The following is a 15,915-nucleotide window of genomic DNA, read 5'->3' on the forward strand; positions in this document are numbered from 1 at the left end:
GGGCAGCCGGAGCGGGTAGGCTCGCCTTTCGATCCCCTGTACCGCATCTGAACCGCACCCGCTAGGAGACCAAGGGATGACGCCCGGCAACAACGGCGCGAGCACGCCCGAGGACGACGACCCGTTCGGCTATCTGTACGCCGACGGGCAGGCCGCCGGAGCCCAGCCGCCGAGCGGCGCCGGTGGCTACGGCTACCCCGGCTCGGTCAACCGGGTGCGGCCGGTCGGTGAGCGCCAGTACGGCCAGCCCGCCGCCGCCCCCACCGCCCCCACCGCGCAGTACGGGCAGGTGCCCCAGCAGGGCGCGTACGGCCAGTCGAACGCGAACTACGCGGCGCCCGAGAGCTTCTCCGGCGGTGCCCCCACCACGCGCCAGTCGCTGCCCGACACCAGAGGCGGCGGCCGGGGCCGCGGCCCCAACACCAAGGGGCTGCTGATCGGCGCCGTGGCCGTCGTGGCCGCCGTGGTGATCGGCATCGGCGTCGCGATGCTCGGCGGGGACTCGGACGACGACAAGGGCGGCGACGCGGCGGCCCCGACCCAGTCGGCCGGCCAGAGCGCCGAACCGAGCCAGGACCCGACGAAGCAGGCCGCGAACCCGGCCGACCTCCCGAAGATCGACGCGAAGGCCATGAAGCTGGGCCCCGGCGTGACGACGGCGTCGGACGTCCAGGGCGCCCAGTCCACGGGCGGCATCTACGTCTCGGGCCTCAACCAGGTCGGCGCCGAGGTCACCTGGACCGTCAAGGACATCCCGAAGGCCGGCACCTACACCGTCTTCTCGCGGTACAGCGTCGCGGGCTCGGACGCCAAGATGACGCTCACCGTGAACGGCAAGGAGTTCGGCACCAAGCTGAACATGGGCAACTTCACGGGCGCCAAGGACGGCGAGTGGGAGAAGGGCTGGACGGAGACCTACTCCTGGCCCACCCTCACCAAGGGCACCAACACGATCTCCGTCTCCTGCCAGGAGGGCGACGACTGCAACGTCCTCCTTGACCAACTCCGCCTGAAGGCCGGCCAGGTCAAGAACTGACCATCGTGGTGTTCGGGGGCGTCCCGCGCTCCTGAACAGGGTGCGTGTGCTGGTCGGCGGCCGGCCCCCACGCACCCGTACGGGACGTTCGGTGTGCTGTCCGTCCGCCCCGGGCGGAGCGCTCACGCGGCGACGTCCTCGCCCGTCACCGAGACCCGGCCCAGCAGCTCCTCGTACGCCGCACGGTCGAACTCCCCCGCCACCGGCGCGAGTACCGTCGCCGCCGACAGGGCCACCGCGCGGGCCAGCCGCTCGGGCCACGGCAGGCGCTCCACCAGGCCCGACAGCAGGCCCGCCACCGCCGAGTCGCCCGCGCCCGTCGGGTTGCCGCGCACCGGGCGGGGCGGAGTGGCCCGCCAGAGGCCGTCGGGTGTGCGGGCCAACAGCCCCTTGGCTCCCAGCGATGCCACGACCGCGTGCGCCCCGCGCCGACGGGCGTCGCGGGTCGCCCGCACGGGCTCGTGGGCGCCGGTGAGCTCGGCCAGCTCGTCCGCGTTCGGCTTGACGACGTCGGGGCGGGCCGCGATGCCCCGCCGCAGCGGCTCACCGCTGGTGTCGAGCAGCACCGGGACGGCCAACGCCCGTGCGGCACGGATCAGTTGGGCATACGCCCCCACCGGCACCCCGGGCGGCAGACTCCCGCACAGGGCCACCGCCGAGGAGGCCCGCAGCAGGACCTCGTACGCCTCCTGGAAGGCGGACCACTCGGCTGAGGTGATCACCGGGCCCGGTTCGTTGAACTGAGTCGTGTCACCGGTGGTCGTGTCGACCACCGCGATCGTGCGGCGGGTGGAGCCGCTCACCGGGAGCAGCGCGTCGATGACGCCCGGGACGGGCGCGAGCTGGTCCCGCAGGGACCGTCCGGTGGCGCCGCCCACGAAGCCCGTCGCCGTCACCTCGTGGCCGAGGGCCGCGAGCACCCGGGCCACGTTCAGCCCTTTCCCGCCGGGCCGTTCGGTCATGTCGGTGACCCGGTGGGAGGCGTGCGGGCGCAGCCCCCGCACGCGGTACGTGATGTCGAGAGCGGTGTTCAGCGTGACCGTGAGGATCACCCGGGCCGACCTCCCTCGATAGGAACGCGCTCACGGAGCGCGCCCGTCCGTCCGAAGGACCGATCATGTCAAAGACCACGGCGGTCGGCCCAGCCCCCCGGTCGGCGGGCACGGCCAACAAGGGGGAGAACCGGCCGGGTTGGGATCCGCACGGCCGGGATCCTCCCAGGTGGGACTCAGCCGGTCGGGGGGCCGACCAGCCATTCGCCCCGGCGCATGACGCCCACGATCTCGAAGCCGGAGTCCAGGACCACCAGGTCGGCGTCCTTGCCCGGCTCCAGCGAACCCACCCGGTCGTACAGGCCCAGCTGCCTGGCCGGATTGGCGGAGATGGCCGCCACGACGTCCTCGATCGGCAGCCGGTCCACGGTCACCGCCCGCCGGAAGGCCCGGTCCAGCGTGAGTGTCGAGCCCGCGATGGACCCGCCCTCCACCAGGCGCGCCACACCGTCCGCGACCTCCACCTCCAGCGGGCCGAGCATGTACCGGCCGTCGCCGAAGCCCGCCGCGTCCATGGCGTCCGTGATGAACGCCACCCGCCCGCCGCCCGCGTGATGGAAGGCCAGCTGGAGGGAGGCCGGGTGGAGGTGGACGCCGTCGTTGATCAGCTCGACGGTGATCCGCTCGTCCTCCAGCAGGGCCGCGATCGGTCCCGGCGTGCGGTGGCCGAGCGCGGGCATCGCGTTGAAGAGGTGCGTCGCCACGGTCGCGCCCGCGTCGATGGCCTCCACCGTCTGCTCGTACGTGGCGTCCGTGTGCCCGATCGCCGCGATCACTCCGTGCTCGGCGAGGAGGCGTACGGAGTCGATGCCGCCCGGCAGTTCGGTGGCGAGCGTGACCATGCTGGCCCGGCCGCGGGCCGCGTCGACCAGCTTGCGGACCTCCGCCGGGTCGGGGTCGCGCAGCAGCGCCTCGGAGTGCGCTCCCTTGCGGCACGGGGAGATGAAGGGGCCCTCGAAGTGGATGCCCGCGATGTCGCCCTGCTCGGCCAGCTCGGAGAGCAGGCCGGCGCGGTGGGCCAGCCCGTCCATGTCACCGGTCACCGTCGAGGCGACGAGGGTCGTGGTGCCGTGCAGGCGGTGGGTGCGGACGCCCCCGAGGATCTCCTCGACCGTGCCCGACGTGAAGGAGGCTCCGCCGCCGCCGTGGTTGTGCATGTCGACGAAGCCGGGCACCACCCAGTGGTCGCGCAGGTCCACCGTGGGGGCGCCCTCGGGAGCGCTTCCGGCGATGCGGGTGCCCTCGACGATGACTCGGCCGCCGGTCACCGTTCCGGTGGGGAGTACGACTTTGGCACCGGTGAGGACCACGACGTGCGGGTCGGTGGGGGCTGGTCGCGCAGTTCCCCGCGTCCCTGACGGGGCGCCCTCGTGCGGCCCGGTCGGAGACTTGCGCTCAGTGGTCATCGGGCGGATACCTCCGAAGTGGTGGCCAGCAGGTCCCAGGCGAGGAGGCCCGCGCCCAGGCATCCGGCCGAGTCCCCCAGTGCGGCGGGGACGATGGACGGCAGTTTCTGGAAGGTGACGCGTCGCTCGACCGCGGTGCGCAGCGGTGTGAACAAGGTTTCCCCCGCCTCGGCGAGTCCGCCACCGATGATCAGGGTTCGCGGGTCCAGCAGGGTGAGCGCGGTGACGAGTCCGTCGGCGAGCGCGTCCACGGCGTCCTGCCAGACCACCAGGGCCCGCGGGTCACCGGACTCGACGGCCTTCGCGCAGTCCGCCGCGTCGGCTTCCGGGTCACCGGACACCCGTGCCCAGGCCTCGCTGACCGCCGCCGCGGACGCGAACCGCTCAAGACAGCCGCGCTGCCCGCACGGACACGGGGCGCCACCGGGGCGTACGACGATGTGGCCGATCTCGCCCGCGAAGCCGTGCGCGCCCGCCTCCACCCGGCCGTCGATGCCGATCGCGCCGGCGATGCCCGTGCCCAGCGGTACGAACAGGAAGCGGTCCGCGCCCCGGCCCGCGCCGATCCGGCCCTCGGCGAGGCCACCGGTGCGCACGTCGTGGCCGAGGGCCACCGGCACTCCGTGCAGTCGCTCGCTGAGCAGGTCCCGCAGCGGCACGTCGCGCCAGCCGAGGTTGGCCGCGTAGGCCGCGATGCCGCGGTCGGTGTCCACGATGCCGGGGACGGCGACGCCGGCGGCCGCCGCGGGCTCGCCGAAGTGGCGCTCGCCGTGGGCGCGCAGCTCGGCGGCGAAGGCGAGGATCGACTCGACCACGGAGTCCGGGCCGCGCTCGCGGCCCGTCGAGCGGCGGGTCCGGTGCAGCAGCTCGCCGTCCGCCCCCACGAGGGCGGCCTTCATTCCGGTGCCGCCCACATCGAGGGCGATGACGTGTCTCACGGGTACAGTGTCGCCCCTTACCCCGTGAGAGGTCTAGTCCACTTACGTGGTGTAGACCTTAGAGCGAAAATTGCGAATCGAAAGCATGGGATCGCACGAGCGAATCCACGGACGTGACGACAGGGTTACGGACGTGACGACAGGGTTGGGGACGGCAGCAGTGCAGCGGCGAGTGACAGGTCTGATCGCGGCGGTGTCCGCACTGGGTGTGACCGCGGCCCTCGGTGGCTGCGGCGGTTCGGCCGAGTCCGGGGACGTCACGCTGAGACTCGTGGCGGCCGACTACGGCGACTCCTCGGCGAACAGCTCCGAGAAGTACTGGGACAAGCTCTCCAAGGCGTACGAGGCCAAGCACCCCGGTGTCGACGTCCAGGTCAGCGTCTACTCCTGGAACGACGTGGACGCCAAGGTCAAGGCGATGGTCGCCGACGGCAACCCGCCCGACATGGCCCAGATCGGCGCGTACGCCGACTACGCCGACGCGGGGCAGCTCTACCGGGCGGACGACGTGCTCTCCATCGACACCCAGTCCGACTTCGTGTCGCGGCTGTCGTTCGCGGGCGAGATAAACCGCACGCAGTACGGCATGCCCTTCGCCTCCTCCACCCGGCTGCTCTTCTACAACAAGAAGCTCTTCAGCGACGCCGGCCTCACCCCGCCGCAGAGCTGGAGCGAGCTCGCGTCCGACGCCGAGGCACTCAAGGCCCAGGGCGTGAAGTACCCGTACGCGCTGCCCCTCGGGCCGGAGGAGGCGCAGGCCGAGACCATGATGTGGCTGCTCAGCGGCGGCGACGGGTACACGGACACGGTCGGCTCCTACAGCCTCGACTCCAAGGAGAACATAGAGACCTTCACCTGGCTGAAGGAGAAGCTGGTCGACAAGGGCCTCACCGGTCCGGTCGCGCCCGCGAAGCTCAACCGTGCCCAGGCGTTCGCGGCGTTCACACGCGGCGAGGTCGGCATGCTGAACGGCCACCCGACGCTGATGAAGGCCGCCGCCGCGAAGGGCGTGGAGTTCGGCATGGTGCCGATGCCCGGTGTCGACGGCCGGTCCAAGGCCACGATGGGTGTCGCCGACTGGATGATGGCGTTCAAGAAGAGCGGGCACGCCGAGGAGATCGGTGACTTCCTCGACTACGTCTACAGCGAGAAGAACGTGCTCGAGTTCTCCCACGAGTACGACCTGCTGCCCGTGACGACGTCCGCCTCCGAGGCGATGGCCGCCGACAAGGACGACGCGGACCTCGTCGAGTTCCTCGGGGAACTGCCCAACGCCGAGCTGTATCCCGTGTCGCAGACGTCCTGGGCGACGGTCAGCGCGGACATCAAGCAGCAGATCGGCAAGGCCGTGAGCCCGAAGGGGAATCCGGCGGCGACTCTGGGCCAGCTGCAGCGGGCCGCCGCCGCGGCGGAGAGCGCGGGATAACACCCCGCCGGTCGGCTCCGGGGCCGGGCGCGCCCGGCGGCGAGCCGCGACCGTCATGGTTCCGCGCCCCTCAGCGTCCCGCTCCCGGTGGGGCTGTCGGTGGCAGCCGTTAGCGTGGCGGGTATGGACGACGAAGGGCTGACGGCTCAGGAGCGTGCCGTCCTCGCGCTGGAGCGGCGGGGGTGGGCGTCGCCGGGGGCCAAGGAGCGGGCGATACGGGAAGAGCTGGGGCTCGCCCCGGTCCGCTACTACCAGTTGCTGAACGCCCTCCTGGACGCGCCCCGGGCCCTGGCCCACGACCCGGTGACGGTCAATCGGCTGCGGCGGGTGAGAGAGGTCCGCCGGACCGGGCGCGAGGCGTGACGCGCTACCCGCGGTCCGCGGGCGGCTCGGCGGTGTCGCCCGTGGCCGCCGCTTCGGCCCTCGAGTGGAGGATCTCGCGGGCCTGCTCCGCGGCATGGGTGATGCTTTCGCTGACGAAGTCGATGAAGCGGGCGATGTTCTCCAGGCGGGCCGCGGCCGGGGTGTCACGGCCGAGGACGCCGACGCCCTGCCGCGCGGTCTCGGCGAGCAGGGCGTTCGCCCGGGCGCTGGCGATCATGCCCTGGTAGAAGACGTCGTCGTCGACGATGTAGCGCTCGCGGCGGCGGTCGTCCCGCTCCCGGCGGACGAGGCCCTGGCTTTCAAGGAACGTGACCGCCTTGGAGACGGACGCCGGACTGATCTGCAGTCGCTGGACGAGTTCTGACGCGGTGACACTGCCCGCGTCGGTGGTGTAGAGGCAGGTCAGCACCCGGGACGTCATCTTGGGCAGACCCTGCTGCATGAGCAGGGTGGTGAAGGTCTCCTCGTACGCGCGTACGGCTTCGGCGTCGCGCCCGTGGGCCTGTGGGGGCGCCTGTGCTCCGCGGGGCGCGGCCTGCCTGCGCCGGTGGGTGCGGTGCTCGGTGGCGCGGTGGGCCAGGTCGGCGCGGTAGGCGGTGGGCCCGCCGTTCCGCATCACCTCGCGCGTGATGGTCGAGGTGGGGCGGTCGAGACCCCGGGCGATCTCCGCGTAGGCGAGCCCGTCGGCCAGCCCCAGCGCGATCTGCTGGCGTTCCTGCTGAGTGAGCCTGCCTCCCGGCATCGCGATTCCCTTCATAGGCCTTGATGCCCCCACCATAGCGTTCGTTTTTCATTCATTGCAACGACTCGACTGACTGACGTTGCGTTAGAACGCAATCCATTGCAACGATCTCTCAGCTCTGAGCTGGTCTTTTGTCAACCAAGCGCAACGATTGCGTTGTCAGATCCTTGAACGCAACGTAGCGTTTCCGTTGTCAGAAACCAGCGGGTCCAAGGAGAGAACCATGCAGAAGTTCGCCACCACCGCCCCCGTCTCCGCCGTCCTCGACATCCCCGCGGGACGCATCCGGTTCATCGCCGCCGACCGGGCCGACACCACGGTCGAGGTCCGGCCGGCCGACGCCTCGAAGGGCCGCGACGTGAAGGCCGCGGAGCAGATCACGGTCGAGTACGGCGACGGTGTCCTGCGGATCGGGACCCTGCCGCCGAAGAACCGGATGCTCGGCCACCCCGGATCCGTCGAGGTGACCGTCCAGCTGCCCACCGGCTCCCGCGTCGAGGCGAAGGCGGCCGGCGCCGACTTCCGGGGCGTCGGACGGCTCGGCGACGTCGCCTTCGAAGGCGCGGAGGGCACGGTCAAGCTCGACGAGGCGGCGAGCGCCCGCCTCGCCCTCCTCGCCGGTGACGTCTCGGTCGGCCGCCTGGGCGGCTCCGGGGAGGTCAGCGTGCAGAAGGGCGACATCAGGATCGCCGAGGCCGTGCGCGGCAAGGTCGTGCTGCGCACCGAGGCCGGTGGCATCTCGGTCGGCGCGGCCCGCGGAACCTCCGCCTCCCTGGACGCCGGCACCGCCTACGGCCGGGTCCACAACGCGCTCATGAACACCGAGGGCGCCGCCGCCGGCCTGAGCATCCACGCGACCACCGCCTACGGCGACATCACCGCCCGCAGCCTGTGACCCGCAGCCCCTGCGCCCTCCGGCCCTGCGGCCCCCGGCCCTACGACCGCGGGCCCCACGACTCCCCGCCCCAGACCCCCGGCTTCCGTGACAAGCAAGCTCTGAAGGAGCACCGATCATGACCGACCTGGCCATCGCGGCGTACGGGCTGCGGAAGTCCTACGGCGACAAGACCGTGCTCGACGGCGTCGACCTGGCCGTCCCCACGGGAACGATCTTCTCCCTGCTCGGCCCGAACGGTGCCGGCAAGACCACCGCCGTCAAGATCCTCTCCACTCTCGTCTCCGCCGACCCGGGCACCGGCGCCATCCACATCGGCGGCCACGACCTGGCCGCCGACCCCCAGGCCGTACGGGCCGCGATCGGCGTCACCGGGCAGTTCTCCGCAGTCGACGGCCTGATCACCGGCGAGGAGAACATGCTCCTCATGGCGGACCTGCACCACCTGTCCAGGAGCGAGGGACGGCGGACCGCCGCCGAGCTGCTGGAGCGCTTCGACCTGGTCGACGCCGCGAAGAAGCCCGCCTCCACCTACTCCGGCGGCATGAAACGCCGTCTCGACATCGCCATGACCCTGGTCGGCGGACCGCGGATCATCTTCCTCGACGAACCGACCACCGGCCTCGACCCGCGCTCCCGTCACAACATGTGGCAGATCATCCGCGAGCTCGTCTCCGACGGCGTCACCGTCTTCCTCACCACCCAGTACCTGGAGGAGGCCGACGAACTCGCCGACCGCATCGCCGTGCTCCACGACGGCAGGATCGCCGCGGAGGGCACCGCCGAAGAGCTCAAGCGGATCGTCCCGGGAGGCCACGTCCGGCTCCGCTTCTCCGACCCGGTCGCGTACCGGACCGCCGCCGCGGCGCTGCGCGAGGCCGCCCTTCCGCAGGCGCCCGGCTTCGCGCCGGCCGGAGGCACCTCCCACGACGAGGCGCTGACGCTGAGGATCCCCAGCGACGGCACCCAGCGCGAGCTGCGCTCCATCCTCGACTGGCTGGACGCCGTCGGCATCGAGGCCGACGAGCTGACCGTGCACACGCCCGACCTCGACGACGTGTTCTTCGCCCTGACCGGTGGCACCGACGTGCCCAGCCAGTCCAGCCAGTCCAGCCAGCCCAACCAGCCCAACCAGCCCAAGGAGGCTGTCCGATGAGCTCCCTCTCCCTCGCCGTGCGCGACTCGTCCACGATGCTGCGCCGCAACCTCCTGCACGCCCGGCGCTACCCGTCCCTCACCCTGAACCTGCTGCTCACACCGGTCATGCTGCTCTTCCTCTTCGTCTACGTCTTCGGCGGCGTGATGAGCGCCGGCATCGGGGACGGCGGGGCGGACCGGTCCGAGTACATCGCGTATCTCCTCCCGGGCATCCTGATGATGACCATCGGCGGCACCACGATCGGCACCGCGGTGTCCGTGTCCACGGACATGAGCGAGGGCATCATCGCCCGCTTCCGCACGATGGCCATCCACCGCGGTTCGGTGCTCGTCGGGCACGTCCTCGGGAGTGTGCTGCAGTGCGTGATGAGCGTGGTCCTGGTCGGGGCCGTCGGGCTGGCCATCGGGTTCCGGTCCACGGACGCCACGGTCCTGGAGTGGCTGGCGGCGTTCGGGCTGCTCGTACTCTTCGCCCTGGCGCTCACCTGGATCGCGGTCGGGATGGGCCTGGTCAGCCCGAACGCCGAGGCGGCCAGCAACAACGCCATGCCGCTGATCTTCCTGCCGCTCATCTCCAGCACCTTCGTCCCGATCGACGCGATGCCCGGCTGGTTCCAGCCGGTCGCCGAGTACCAGCCCTTCACACCCGCCATCGAGACCCTGCGCGGGCTGCTGCTCGGCACGGAGATCGGCCACAACGGGTGGCTCGCGGTCGTGTGGTGCCTGGCCCTGACCGCGCTCGGCTACTTCTGGTCGAAGGCATCGTTCGACCGTGACCCGAAGTAGGCGCCCCGACCGTGCGGGCCCGCCTCCCGACTCCGCCCGAGGGCGGCGTACTCCGACACCGCGTCGGCGTACGCCGCCCCGTTCGTGTTACCCCGTACCAGCCACCCGCCCCGGTGTCGCGAGCAGGCGCCGAGGCCGACGGGGGCGTAAGACCGGACCCTCGCGGATAGGGTCGCAGCATGGCCGCTCACCCCGACTCATCGTCGATGCCGAACCCCGTGACCCCGGCGGGCCGGGACGGTCTCGACGCCATCATCGCGAGGCCCGAAAGGGCCGTGCTCGCCTTCGACTTCGACGGCACACTCGCCCCGATCGTCCCGGACCCGGAACAGGCCCGCGCCCATCCGGACGCCGCGGCCGCCCTGGCGGCGCTCGCGCCCAGGGTGGCGTCGGTGGCCGTCGTCACCGGACGGCCGGCGAGCGTGGCCGTGCGGTACGGCGGTTTCGCCGGAGTCCCCGGTCTCGAACACCTCGTCGTGCTCGGCCACTACGGGGCGGAGCGCTGGGACGCCGTCACCGGCACCGTCCGGGCTCCCGCCGCTCACCCCGGCGTCGCCGCCGTCCGTGCCGAACTCCCGGGCTTCCTCGACGGCATCGGCGCCTGGCAGGGCACGTGGATCGAGGAGAAGGGCAGGGCCGTCGCGGTCCACACCCGCCGCGCCCAGGACCCCCAGGCCGCCTTCGAGGCACTGCGCGAACCCCTCAACCGGCTCGCCCAGAAGCACGGCCTGATCGTCGAGCCGGGAAGGATGGTGCTGGAGCTGCGCCCGGCGGGCATGGACAAGGGCGTCGCCCTCAGCGAGTACGTACGGGACGTCGGCGCCGAGTCGGTCATGTACTGCGGCGACGACCTGGGCGACCTGCCGGCCTTCGCCGCCGTGGACAAGCTCCGCTCCGACGGCGTACCGGGCCTGCTGGTCTGCAGCGGCAGCAACGAGGTGACGGAACTGGCCGACCGCTCCGACCTGGTGGTGGACGGCCCGGAGGGAGTAGTACACCTCCTGACCGCACTGACAGCACAACTGAACTGACACCCCCGCGCCCCTCCAGGGGCGCGGGGAACGGCGCAGTCTTTAAGGGGCGCGGGGAACGGCGCAATCTTTTAGGGGCGCGGGGAACTGCGCGACCAGCCCCCACCGGCCCGCGGCCGACGATCGACATGCCCCGCCCCGCCCCGCCCCGCGCAGCGCCCCGCGGAGGTCGCCAGACCATCCGCGGGGCGAACCACAACCGTCACCCGACCTACCCCGCGGAGCGCACCGCGTGCAGCTGGTCCAGGAACCACTGCGCCGGAGGCAACGCGGTGGCGGCCACAGCCAACCGCTTCGTCCGCTCGGCCCGCTCACCCACCGGCACGCTCAGCGCCTCGTGCAGCGCGACGGCGGTGCCCGACACGTCGTACGGGTTCACGGTGATCGCGTCCTCGCCCAGCTCCTCGTACGCCCCCGCCTCCCGCGACAGCACCAGCACGCAGCCGTCGTCCGACACGACCGGCACCTCCTTCGCGACGAGGTTCATGCCGTCGCGGATCGGGTTGACCAGAGCCACGTCGGCCAGCCGGTACGCCGCCAGCGAGCGCGCGAAGTCGTCCTTCACGTGCAGCACCACCGGCGTCCAGCCGGCCGTGCCGTACCGGGAGTTGATCTCGTCGGCGACCCGCTGCACCTCGGCCGTGTAGTCGCGGTAGACCGCCAGGTCCTGGCGGGAGGGGTAGGCGAACGCCACGTGCACCACCCGCTCGCGCCACTCGGGCCTGTCCTCCAGCAGTTCCCGGTACGCGAGCAGCCCGCGCACGATGTTCTTGGACAGTTCGGTGCGGTCCACCCGCACGATCGTCTTCCGGGCGCCGCCGTCGGGGGCCACGCCGATCTGCTCCCGCAGCGCGGCCATCCGCTCGTCGACGTCCGGCCGGTGCGAGCGCTCGCGCAGGAAGTCGGCGTCCGCGCCGAGTCCGTGCACGCCGATCCGCGTCTCCGCGGCGACCCCGGGGCCCAGCACGGCCTGACAGCACTCGGTGAAGGCGTCCGCCCACCGCTGGGTGAGGAACGCGGCCCGGTCGGCTCCGAGGATCCCGTCGAGCACCTGCGCCGCGATGTCGTCGGGCAGCAGCCGGAAGTAGTCCGGCGGAGCCCACGGCGTGTGCGAGAAGTGCCCGATCCGCAGGTCGGGGCGCAGTTCGCGGAGCATCCGCGGCACCAGCGTCAGGTGGTAGTCCTGTACGAGGACCGCGGCGCCCTCCGCCGCCTCCTCGGCCAGTGCCTCGGCGAAGGCACGGTTGTACGTCTCGTAGGCCGCCCACTTCCGCCGGAACTCCGCGTCGAAGACCGGCTCCAGAGGCGTCTGGTACAGCATGTGATGGACGAACCACAGCGCGGAGTTCGCGATGCCGTTGTACGCGGCGGCGTGGGTCTCGGCGTCGATGTCGAGCATCCGCACGCCCTGTTCGCCGACTCCGCGCCGGACCGCCTCGCGGTCGTCGTCGCCGAGGGCCGAGCACACCCACAGGGCGCCCGCGTCCGGGCCGATCGCGGAGAGCCCCGAGACGAGACCGCCTCCGCCGCGCTTGGCGGTGAGCTCGCCGGTGGTGCTGTCCAGGGTGTACGAGACCGGGCCGCGGTTGGAGGCGACCAGGATGTCGTGGGTGGCGCGGGTGGAAGCCATGCCTCGAAATCTAGCCCCAGGTGTAAACGCTCAAACGTTCCCACCTGCCGTATACGGGGTGGTGTCGAGCACCCCGCCTACGCCGCCCGGCGTTTCACGTACTCCTCGATGTCGATCATCGGGGGCCGCTCCTCGACGTCCACCGAGTAGGTGCGGGGTTCGAAGCCGTGCTCGCCCCGTTCGAACTGGGTCAGGGACGGGCGGACCAGGTGGCCGCGGGCCAGGCGGAGCTGGGCCGTGCGGTAGATCGCGGCGGACATGCGGCCGAGCGCCTGGCCGTCCTGGTGTCGGTGCTTGCGGACGCCGACGTCCACCTGGGCCAGGGCGTCGAGGCCGACCAGGTGCAGGGCGTCGATCAGCATGCCGAGCTCCACGCCGTAGCCGACGGGGAACGGGAGCTGTTCGAGGAGGGAGCGGCGGGCCGCGTACTCCCCGCCCAGCGGCTGGACGAAGCCGGCCAGCCGCGGCCAGTGCATGTTGAGGAGCGGGCGGGCCATGAGTTCCGTCACACGGCCGCCCTGGCCCGCCGCGGTCGTGCCGGTGGCGGAACCGTCGGACACCGTGAGCGGGCGGTCGTACATCGCCTTGACGAGATCCACGCCCGGGTCGGTGAGCAGCGGGCCGACGATCCCGGAGACGAAGTCCGCCGAGAACTCCTTCAGGTCCGCGTCGACGAAGGCCACGATGTCCCCGCCGGTGACGAGCAGCGAGCGCCACAGCACCTCGCCCTTGCCGGGGACGGCCGGGATGCGGGGCAGGATGTCGTCCCGGTGCACGACCCGGGCGCCCGCGGCGGCGGCGACCTCGGAGGTACGGTCCGTGGAGCCCGAGTCGATCACCACGATCTCGTCGACGAGCGGGACCCTGGCGGTCATCAGCTCCCGGCGGATCACGGAGACGATCTCGCCGACGGTCGCCTCCTCGTTGAGCGCGGGCAGTACGACGCTCACCGTGGAGCCGGTGGCACGCTTCGCGGCGACGATCTTCTTGAGCGGGCGGTCGTCAACGGACCAGGAGCGCGTGCTCAGCCAGCGCTCGACGTCTTCCAGCACGTGCGGCTCTCCCTTGCGTTCATCGGGACACGTGTGCCCGCCGCGACATGAGCCGGTATGAGGGGCATCTCGCGGTTCGGACGGCTCTCTCCACCATCCAGGCCTTCGGTTACAGTCTTGAACAACGCTGATGACCATCGCATGTCGGGGGTCGTCCCGCGGAGAACGAAAACCACAACCGAATACCGCTCATCCAGAGGGGCAGAGGGATACGGCCCGTTGAAGCCCCGGCAACCCTCCAGCCGGTCTCGTCCTGATCATCGTCGATCAGCAGCGAGGCTCCCGGCTCGGGAAGGTGCCAAATCCGTCTCACGGCGAAGTGCGCCGTGAGGAAGATGAGGAGAAAGGGCCTCGCCTCCATGGCTGCGCAGACAGTTGCAAGCACCACGAACTCCACCACCACCGCGAACGCCGTCGATCTCGGCCCCGCCGCCGCGCTCTCCTGCCGCGAGTGCGGCCACCGCGTCCCGCTCGGCCCGGTCTTCGCCTGCGAGGAGTGTTTCGGCCCGCTGGAGATCGCGTACGACTTCTCGGACTACGACACCGAAGAGCTCCGCAAGCGCATCGAGGCGGGCCCCGCGAACATCTGGCGCTACGCGCCGCTGCTGCCCGTCCCCGCGGACGTCGCGGACAAGCCGAACATCAACCCCGGCTGGACCAAGCTCGTCAAGGCCGACAACCTGGCCCGCGAGCTGGGCGTCGACGCCGGCAAGCTCTTCGTCAAGGACGACTCCGGCAACCCGACGCACTCCTTCAAGGACCGCGTCGTCGCCCAGGCCCTGGAGGCCGCGCGCGCCTTCGGCTTCACCACCCTCTCCTGCTCCTCGACCGGGAACCTCGCCGGTGCCGTGGGCGCCGCCGCGGCCCGTGCCGGCTTCCGTTCCTGCGTGTTCATCCCGCACGACCTGGAGCAGGGCAAGGTCGTCATGGCCGCGGTCTACGGTGGTGAGCTCGTCGGCATCGAGGGCAACTACGACGACGTGAACCGCTTCTGCTCCGAGCTGATCGGCGACCCGGCCGGCGAGGGCTGGGGCTTCGTCAACGTCAACCTGCGCCCGTACTACGCCGAGGGCTCCAAGACGCTGGCGTACGAGATCTGTGAGCAGCTGGGCTGGAAGCTTCCCGACCAGCTGGTCGTGCCGATCGCCTCCGGCTCGCAGCTCACGAAGATCGACAAGGGTCTCAAGGAGCTGATCGAGCTCGGCCTCGTCGAGGACAAGCCGTACAAGATCTTCGGTGCCCAGGCCGAGGGCTGCTCGCCGGTGTCCGTCGCCTACAAGGCCGGGCACGACGTCGTACGGCCGCAGAAGCCGAACACGATCGCCAAGTCGCTCGCCATCGGCAACCCGGCGGACGGCCCCTACGTCCTCGACATCGCCCGGCGGACGGGCGGGGCCGTGGAGGACGTGAACGACGAGCAGGTCGTCGACGCGATCAAGCTGCTGGCGCGGACCGAGGGGATCTTCGCGGAGACCGCCGGCGGTGTCACCGTGGGTGTCGCGAAGAAGCTGATCGAGAATGGTCTGCTGGACCCCAGCCTGACGACCGTCGTCCTCAACACCGGTGACGGGCTGAAGACCCTGGACGCGGTCGCCTCCGACACGGGGCTCACCGCGACCATCCGTCCCAGCCTGGACTCGTTCCACGAGGCCGGCCTCGCGTAAGAGGTTGTCCGTCTGCGGGCCGGTGGAGGGCCGGTCGCGCAGTTCCCCGTGCCCGTCCGGGCGCGCCACCTGACCGGAGGTCGAAAGTCATGAGCGTTTCCGTCCGCATCCCCACCATCCTGCGTACCTACACGGGCGGTAAGGCCGAGGTGGCCGCCGAGGGTGCGAATCTCGCCGAGGTCATCGCCGACCTGGAGAAGAACCACACCGGTATCGCGGCCCGGGTCCTGGACGACCAGGGGAAGCTGCGGCGGTTCGTCAACGTGTACGTGAACGACGACGACGTCCGCTTCGAGCAGGGGCTGGAGACGGCGACGCCGGACGGCGCCGGGGTGTCGATCATTCCGGCGGTCGCCGGAGGCTGAGCGGCCCTCTCGTGACGGTCGATCATTACCCTCGGTAATGCCGAACACGCAGAGTTCATCGAATTGCCCCCTCCGTGAGAGAAGCGGAGGGGGCAATTCTGTATGGTTGAGCGCGCTACAGTTGGGGAACCTGCTTCGCTCCGCTTGTCCGGCACGTATGAGTCCCCGTCCGGAGCCCGATAAGAAGCAGCCAAAGTGCCCTGTGATTTTCAGCCGTTTATGGCATTTGCGGGGCCCGACTTGCCCTGAATCTTCGTGAATCCTTCACATATTCCCGATCAGTCGTGCCCGGAATTCTCGTCGGATTGACCTGTTGCAGACGGCAGTTGGACGGATACATTCAGCCGCGG

Annotated in this window: 15 protein-coding genes and 1 riboswitch; of the genes, 9 read left to right on the forward strand and 6 right to left on the reverse strand. The window is 71.1% G+C overall.

Annotated elements, in window-relative coordinates:
* Positions 1-76: 76 nt before the first annotated feature.
* Positions 77-1,036, forward strand: a complete 960-nt coding sequence (locus KUF83_RS08935; RefSeq protein WP_217454043.1) for a carbohydrate-binding protein — start codon at positions 77-79, stop codon at positions 1,034-1,036.
* 122 nt (positions 1,037-1,158) lie between these two features.
* Here the strand turns inward: KUF83_RS08935 and KUF83_RS08940 are convergent, their stop codons facing one another.
* The 3 genes from KUF83_RS08940 to KUF83_RS08950 form a co-directional block, all read right to left on the reverse strand.
* Positions 1,159-2,088 carry a 1-phosphofructokinase family hexose kinase gene (locus KUF83_RS08940; protein WP_217454044.1) on the reverse strand — a complete coding sequence of 310 codons (930 nt, stop codon included), beginning with the start codon at positions 2,086-2,088 and terminating at the stop codon, positions 1,159-1,161.
* 176 nt (positions 2,089-2,264) lie between these two features.
* A complete protein-coding gene (nagA, locus tag KUF83_RS08945) occupies positions 2,265-3,494 on the reverse strand; it encodes an N-acetylglucosamine-6-phosphate deacetylase (RefSeq protein WP_217454045.1) in 1,230 nt (409 codons plus the stop codon).
* A complete protein-coding gene (locus KUF83_RS08950) occupies positions 3,491-4,432 on the reverse strand; it encodes an ROK family protein (protein ID WP_217454046.1) in 942 nt (313 codons plus the stop codon). The genes nagA and KUF83_RS08950 overlap by 4 nt, the downstream gene beginning before the upstream one ends.
* Positions 4,433-4,613: 181 nt before the next feature.
* On the opposite strand from KUF83_RS08950, the gene KUF83_RS08955 reads away from it, so the two are divergent.
* Both KUF83_RS08955 and KUF83_RS08960 read left to right on the forward strand, forming a co-directional pair.
* Entirely contained in the window at positions 4,614-5,858 is a 1,245-nt protein-coding gene (locus KUF83_RS08955; RefSeq protein WP_254643581.1) for an ABC transporter substrate-binding protein, read from the forward strand.
* Positions 5,859-5,981: 123 nt separating this feature from the next.
* A complete protein-coding gene (locus KUF83_RS08960; RefSeq protein ID WP_217454048.1) occupies positions 5,982-6,221 on the forward strand; it encodes a DUF3263 domain-containing protein in 240 nt (79 codons plus the stop codon).
* 4 nt (positions 6,222-6,225) lie between these two features.
* Here KUF83_RS08960 and KUF83_RS08965 read toward each other — a convergent pair whose 3' ends face one another.
* Complete coding sequence (locus KUF83_RS08965; RefSeq protein WP_217454049.1) at positions 6,226-6,984, reverse strand: helix-turn-helix domain-containing protein; 759 nt, start codon at positions 6,982-6,984, stop codon at positions 6,226-6,228.
* A gap of 223 nt (positions 6,985-7,207) precedes the next feature.
* Here KUF83_RS08965 and KUF83_RS08970 point away from each other — a divergent pair, with 223 nt between their 5' ends.
* The 4 genes from KUF83_RS08970 to otsB all read left to right on the forward strand — a co-directional run bounded on the left by KUF83_RS08970 (position 7,208) and on the right by otsB (position 10,854).
* Positions 7,208-7,879 carry a DUF4097 family beta strand repeat-containing protein gene (locus tag KUF83_RS08970; protein WP_217454050.1) on the forward strand — a complete coding sequence of 224 codons (672 nt, stop codon included), beginning with the start codon at positions 7,208-7,210 and terminating at the stop codon, positions 7,877-7,879.
* Positions 7,880-7,997: 118 nt separating this feature from the next.
* Complete coding sequence (locus tag KUF83_RS08975; RefSeq protein ID WP_217454051.1) at positions 7,998-9,035, forward strand: ATP-binding cassette domain-containing protein; 1,038 nt, start codon at positions 7,998-8,000, stop codon at positions 9,033-9,035.
* A complete protein-coding gene (locus KUF83_RS08980) occupies positions 9,032-9,823 on the forward strand; it encodes an ABC transporter permease (RefSeq protein WP_217454052.1) in 792 nt (263 codons plus the stop codon). Before KUF83_RS08975 ends, KUF83_RS08980 begins: the two co-directional genes overlap by 4 nt.
* A 179-nt stretch (positions 9,824-10,002) precedes the next feature.
* Entirely contained in the window at positions 10,003-10,854 is an 852-nt protein-coding gene (gene otsB / locus KUF83_RS08985; RefSeq protein WP_217454053.1) for a trehalose-phosphatase, read from the forward strand.
* 211 nt (positions 10,855-11,065) lie between these two features.
* On the opposite strand, the gene KUF83_RS08990 is transcribed toward otsB, so the two are convergent.
* Both KUF83_RS08990 and KUF83_RS08995 read right to left on the reverse strand, forming a co-directional pair.
* Positions 11,066-12,484 (reverse strand): trehalose-6-phosphate synthase, encoded by a 1,419-nt coding sequence (locus KUF83_RS08990; RefSeq protein WP_217454054.1) that lies wholly within the window; start codon positions 12,482-12,484, stop codon positions 11,066-11,068.
* A gap of 77 nt (positions 12,485-12,561) precedes the next feature.
* Positions 12,562-13,536: a glucosyl-3-phosphoglycerate synthase gene (locus tag KUF83_RS08995; RefSeq protein ID WP_217454055.1), complete on the reverse strand. Its 975-nt coding sequence runs from the start codon at positions 13,534-13,536 to the stop codon at positions 12,562-12,564.
* A 186-nt stretch (positions 13,537-13,722) separates the two neighbouring features.
* Positions 13,723-13,878, forward strand: a riboswitch (SAM riboswitch).
* A gap of 17 nt (positions 13,879-13,895) precedes the next feature.
* Here KUF83_RS08995 and thrC point away from each other — a divergent pair.
* Together thrC and KUF83_RS09005 are read left to right on the forward strand one after the other, a co-directional pair.
* Positions 13,896-15,200 (forward strand): threonine synthase, encoded by a 1,305-nt coding sequence (thrC, locus tag KUF83_RS09000; protein ID WP_217454056.1) that lies wholly within the window; start codon positions 13,896-13,898, stop codon positions 15,198-15,200.
* An 89-nt stretch (positions 15,201-15,289) separates the two neighbouring features.
* Positions 15,290-15,565 carry a MoaD/ThiS family protein gene (locus tag KUF83_RS09005; RefSeq protein ID WP_217454057.1) on the forward strand — a complete coding sequence of 92 codons (276 nt, stop codon included), beginning with the start codon at positions 15,290-15,292 and terminating at the stop codon, positions 15,563-15,565.
* The last annotated feature ends 350 nt before the right edge of the window (positions 15,566-15,915 follow it).

Origin of the sequence: Streptomyces sp. BV286, from assembly GCF_019090165.1 — a bacterium.
In the GTDB taxonomy this organism is placed as follows: domain Bacteria; phylum Actinomycetota; class Actinomycetes; order Streptomycetales; family Streptomycetaceae; genus Streptomyces.

What these genes read in the sequence shown, in the direction of transcription:
- nagA (WP_217454045.1), bottom strand. Translation starts at nt 3,494, where the DNA reads ATGACCACTGAGCGCAAGTCTCCGACCGGGCCGCACGAGGGCGCCCCG.
- thrC (WP_217454056.1), top strand. Translation starts at nt 13,896, where the DNA reads ATGGCTGCGCAGACAGTTGCAAGCACCACGAACTCCACCACCACCGCG.
- otsB (WP_217454053.1), top strand. Translation starts at nt 10,003, where the DNA reads ATGGCCGCTCACCCCGACTCATCGTCGATGCCGAACCCCGTGACCCCG.
- KUF83_RS08975 (WP_217454051.1), top strand. Translation starts at nt 7,998, where the DNA reads ATGACCGACCTGGCCATCGCGGCGTACGGGCTGCGGAAGTCCTACGGC.
- KUF83_RS08990 (WP_217454054.1), bottom strand. Translation starts at nt 12,484, where the DNA reads ATGGCTTCCACCCGCGCCACCCACGACATCCTGGTCGCCTCCAACCGC.
- KUF83_RS09005 (WP_217454057.1), top strand. Translation starts at nt 15,290, where the DNA reads ATGAGCGTTTCCGTCCGCATCCCCACCATCCTGCGTACCTACACGGGC.
- KUF83_RS08960 (WP_217454048.1), top strand. Translation starts at nt 5,982, where the DNA reads ATGGACGACGAAGGGCTGACGGCTCAGGAGCGTGCCGTCCTCGCGCTG.
- KUF83_RS08970 (WP_217454050.1), top strand. Translation starts at nt 7,208, where the DNA reads ATGCAGAAGTTCGCCACCACCGCCCCCGTCTCCGCCGTCCTCGACATC.
- KUF83_RS08980 (WP_217454052.1), top strand. Translation starts at nt 9,032, where the DNA reads ATGAGCTCCCTCTCCCTCGCCGTGCGCGACTCGTCCACGATGCTGCGC.
- KUF83_RS08935 (WP_217454043.1), top strand. Translation starts at nt 77, where the DNA reads ATGACGCCCGGCAACAACGGCGCGAGCACGCCCGAGGACGACGACCCG.
- KUF83_RS08965 (WP_217454049.1), bottom strand. Translation starts at nt 6,984, where the DNA reads ATGCCGGGAGGCAGGCTCACTCAGCAGGAACGCCAGCAGATCGCGCTG.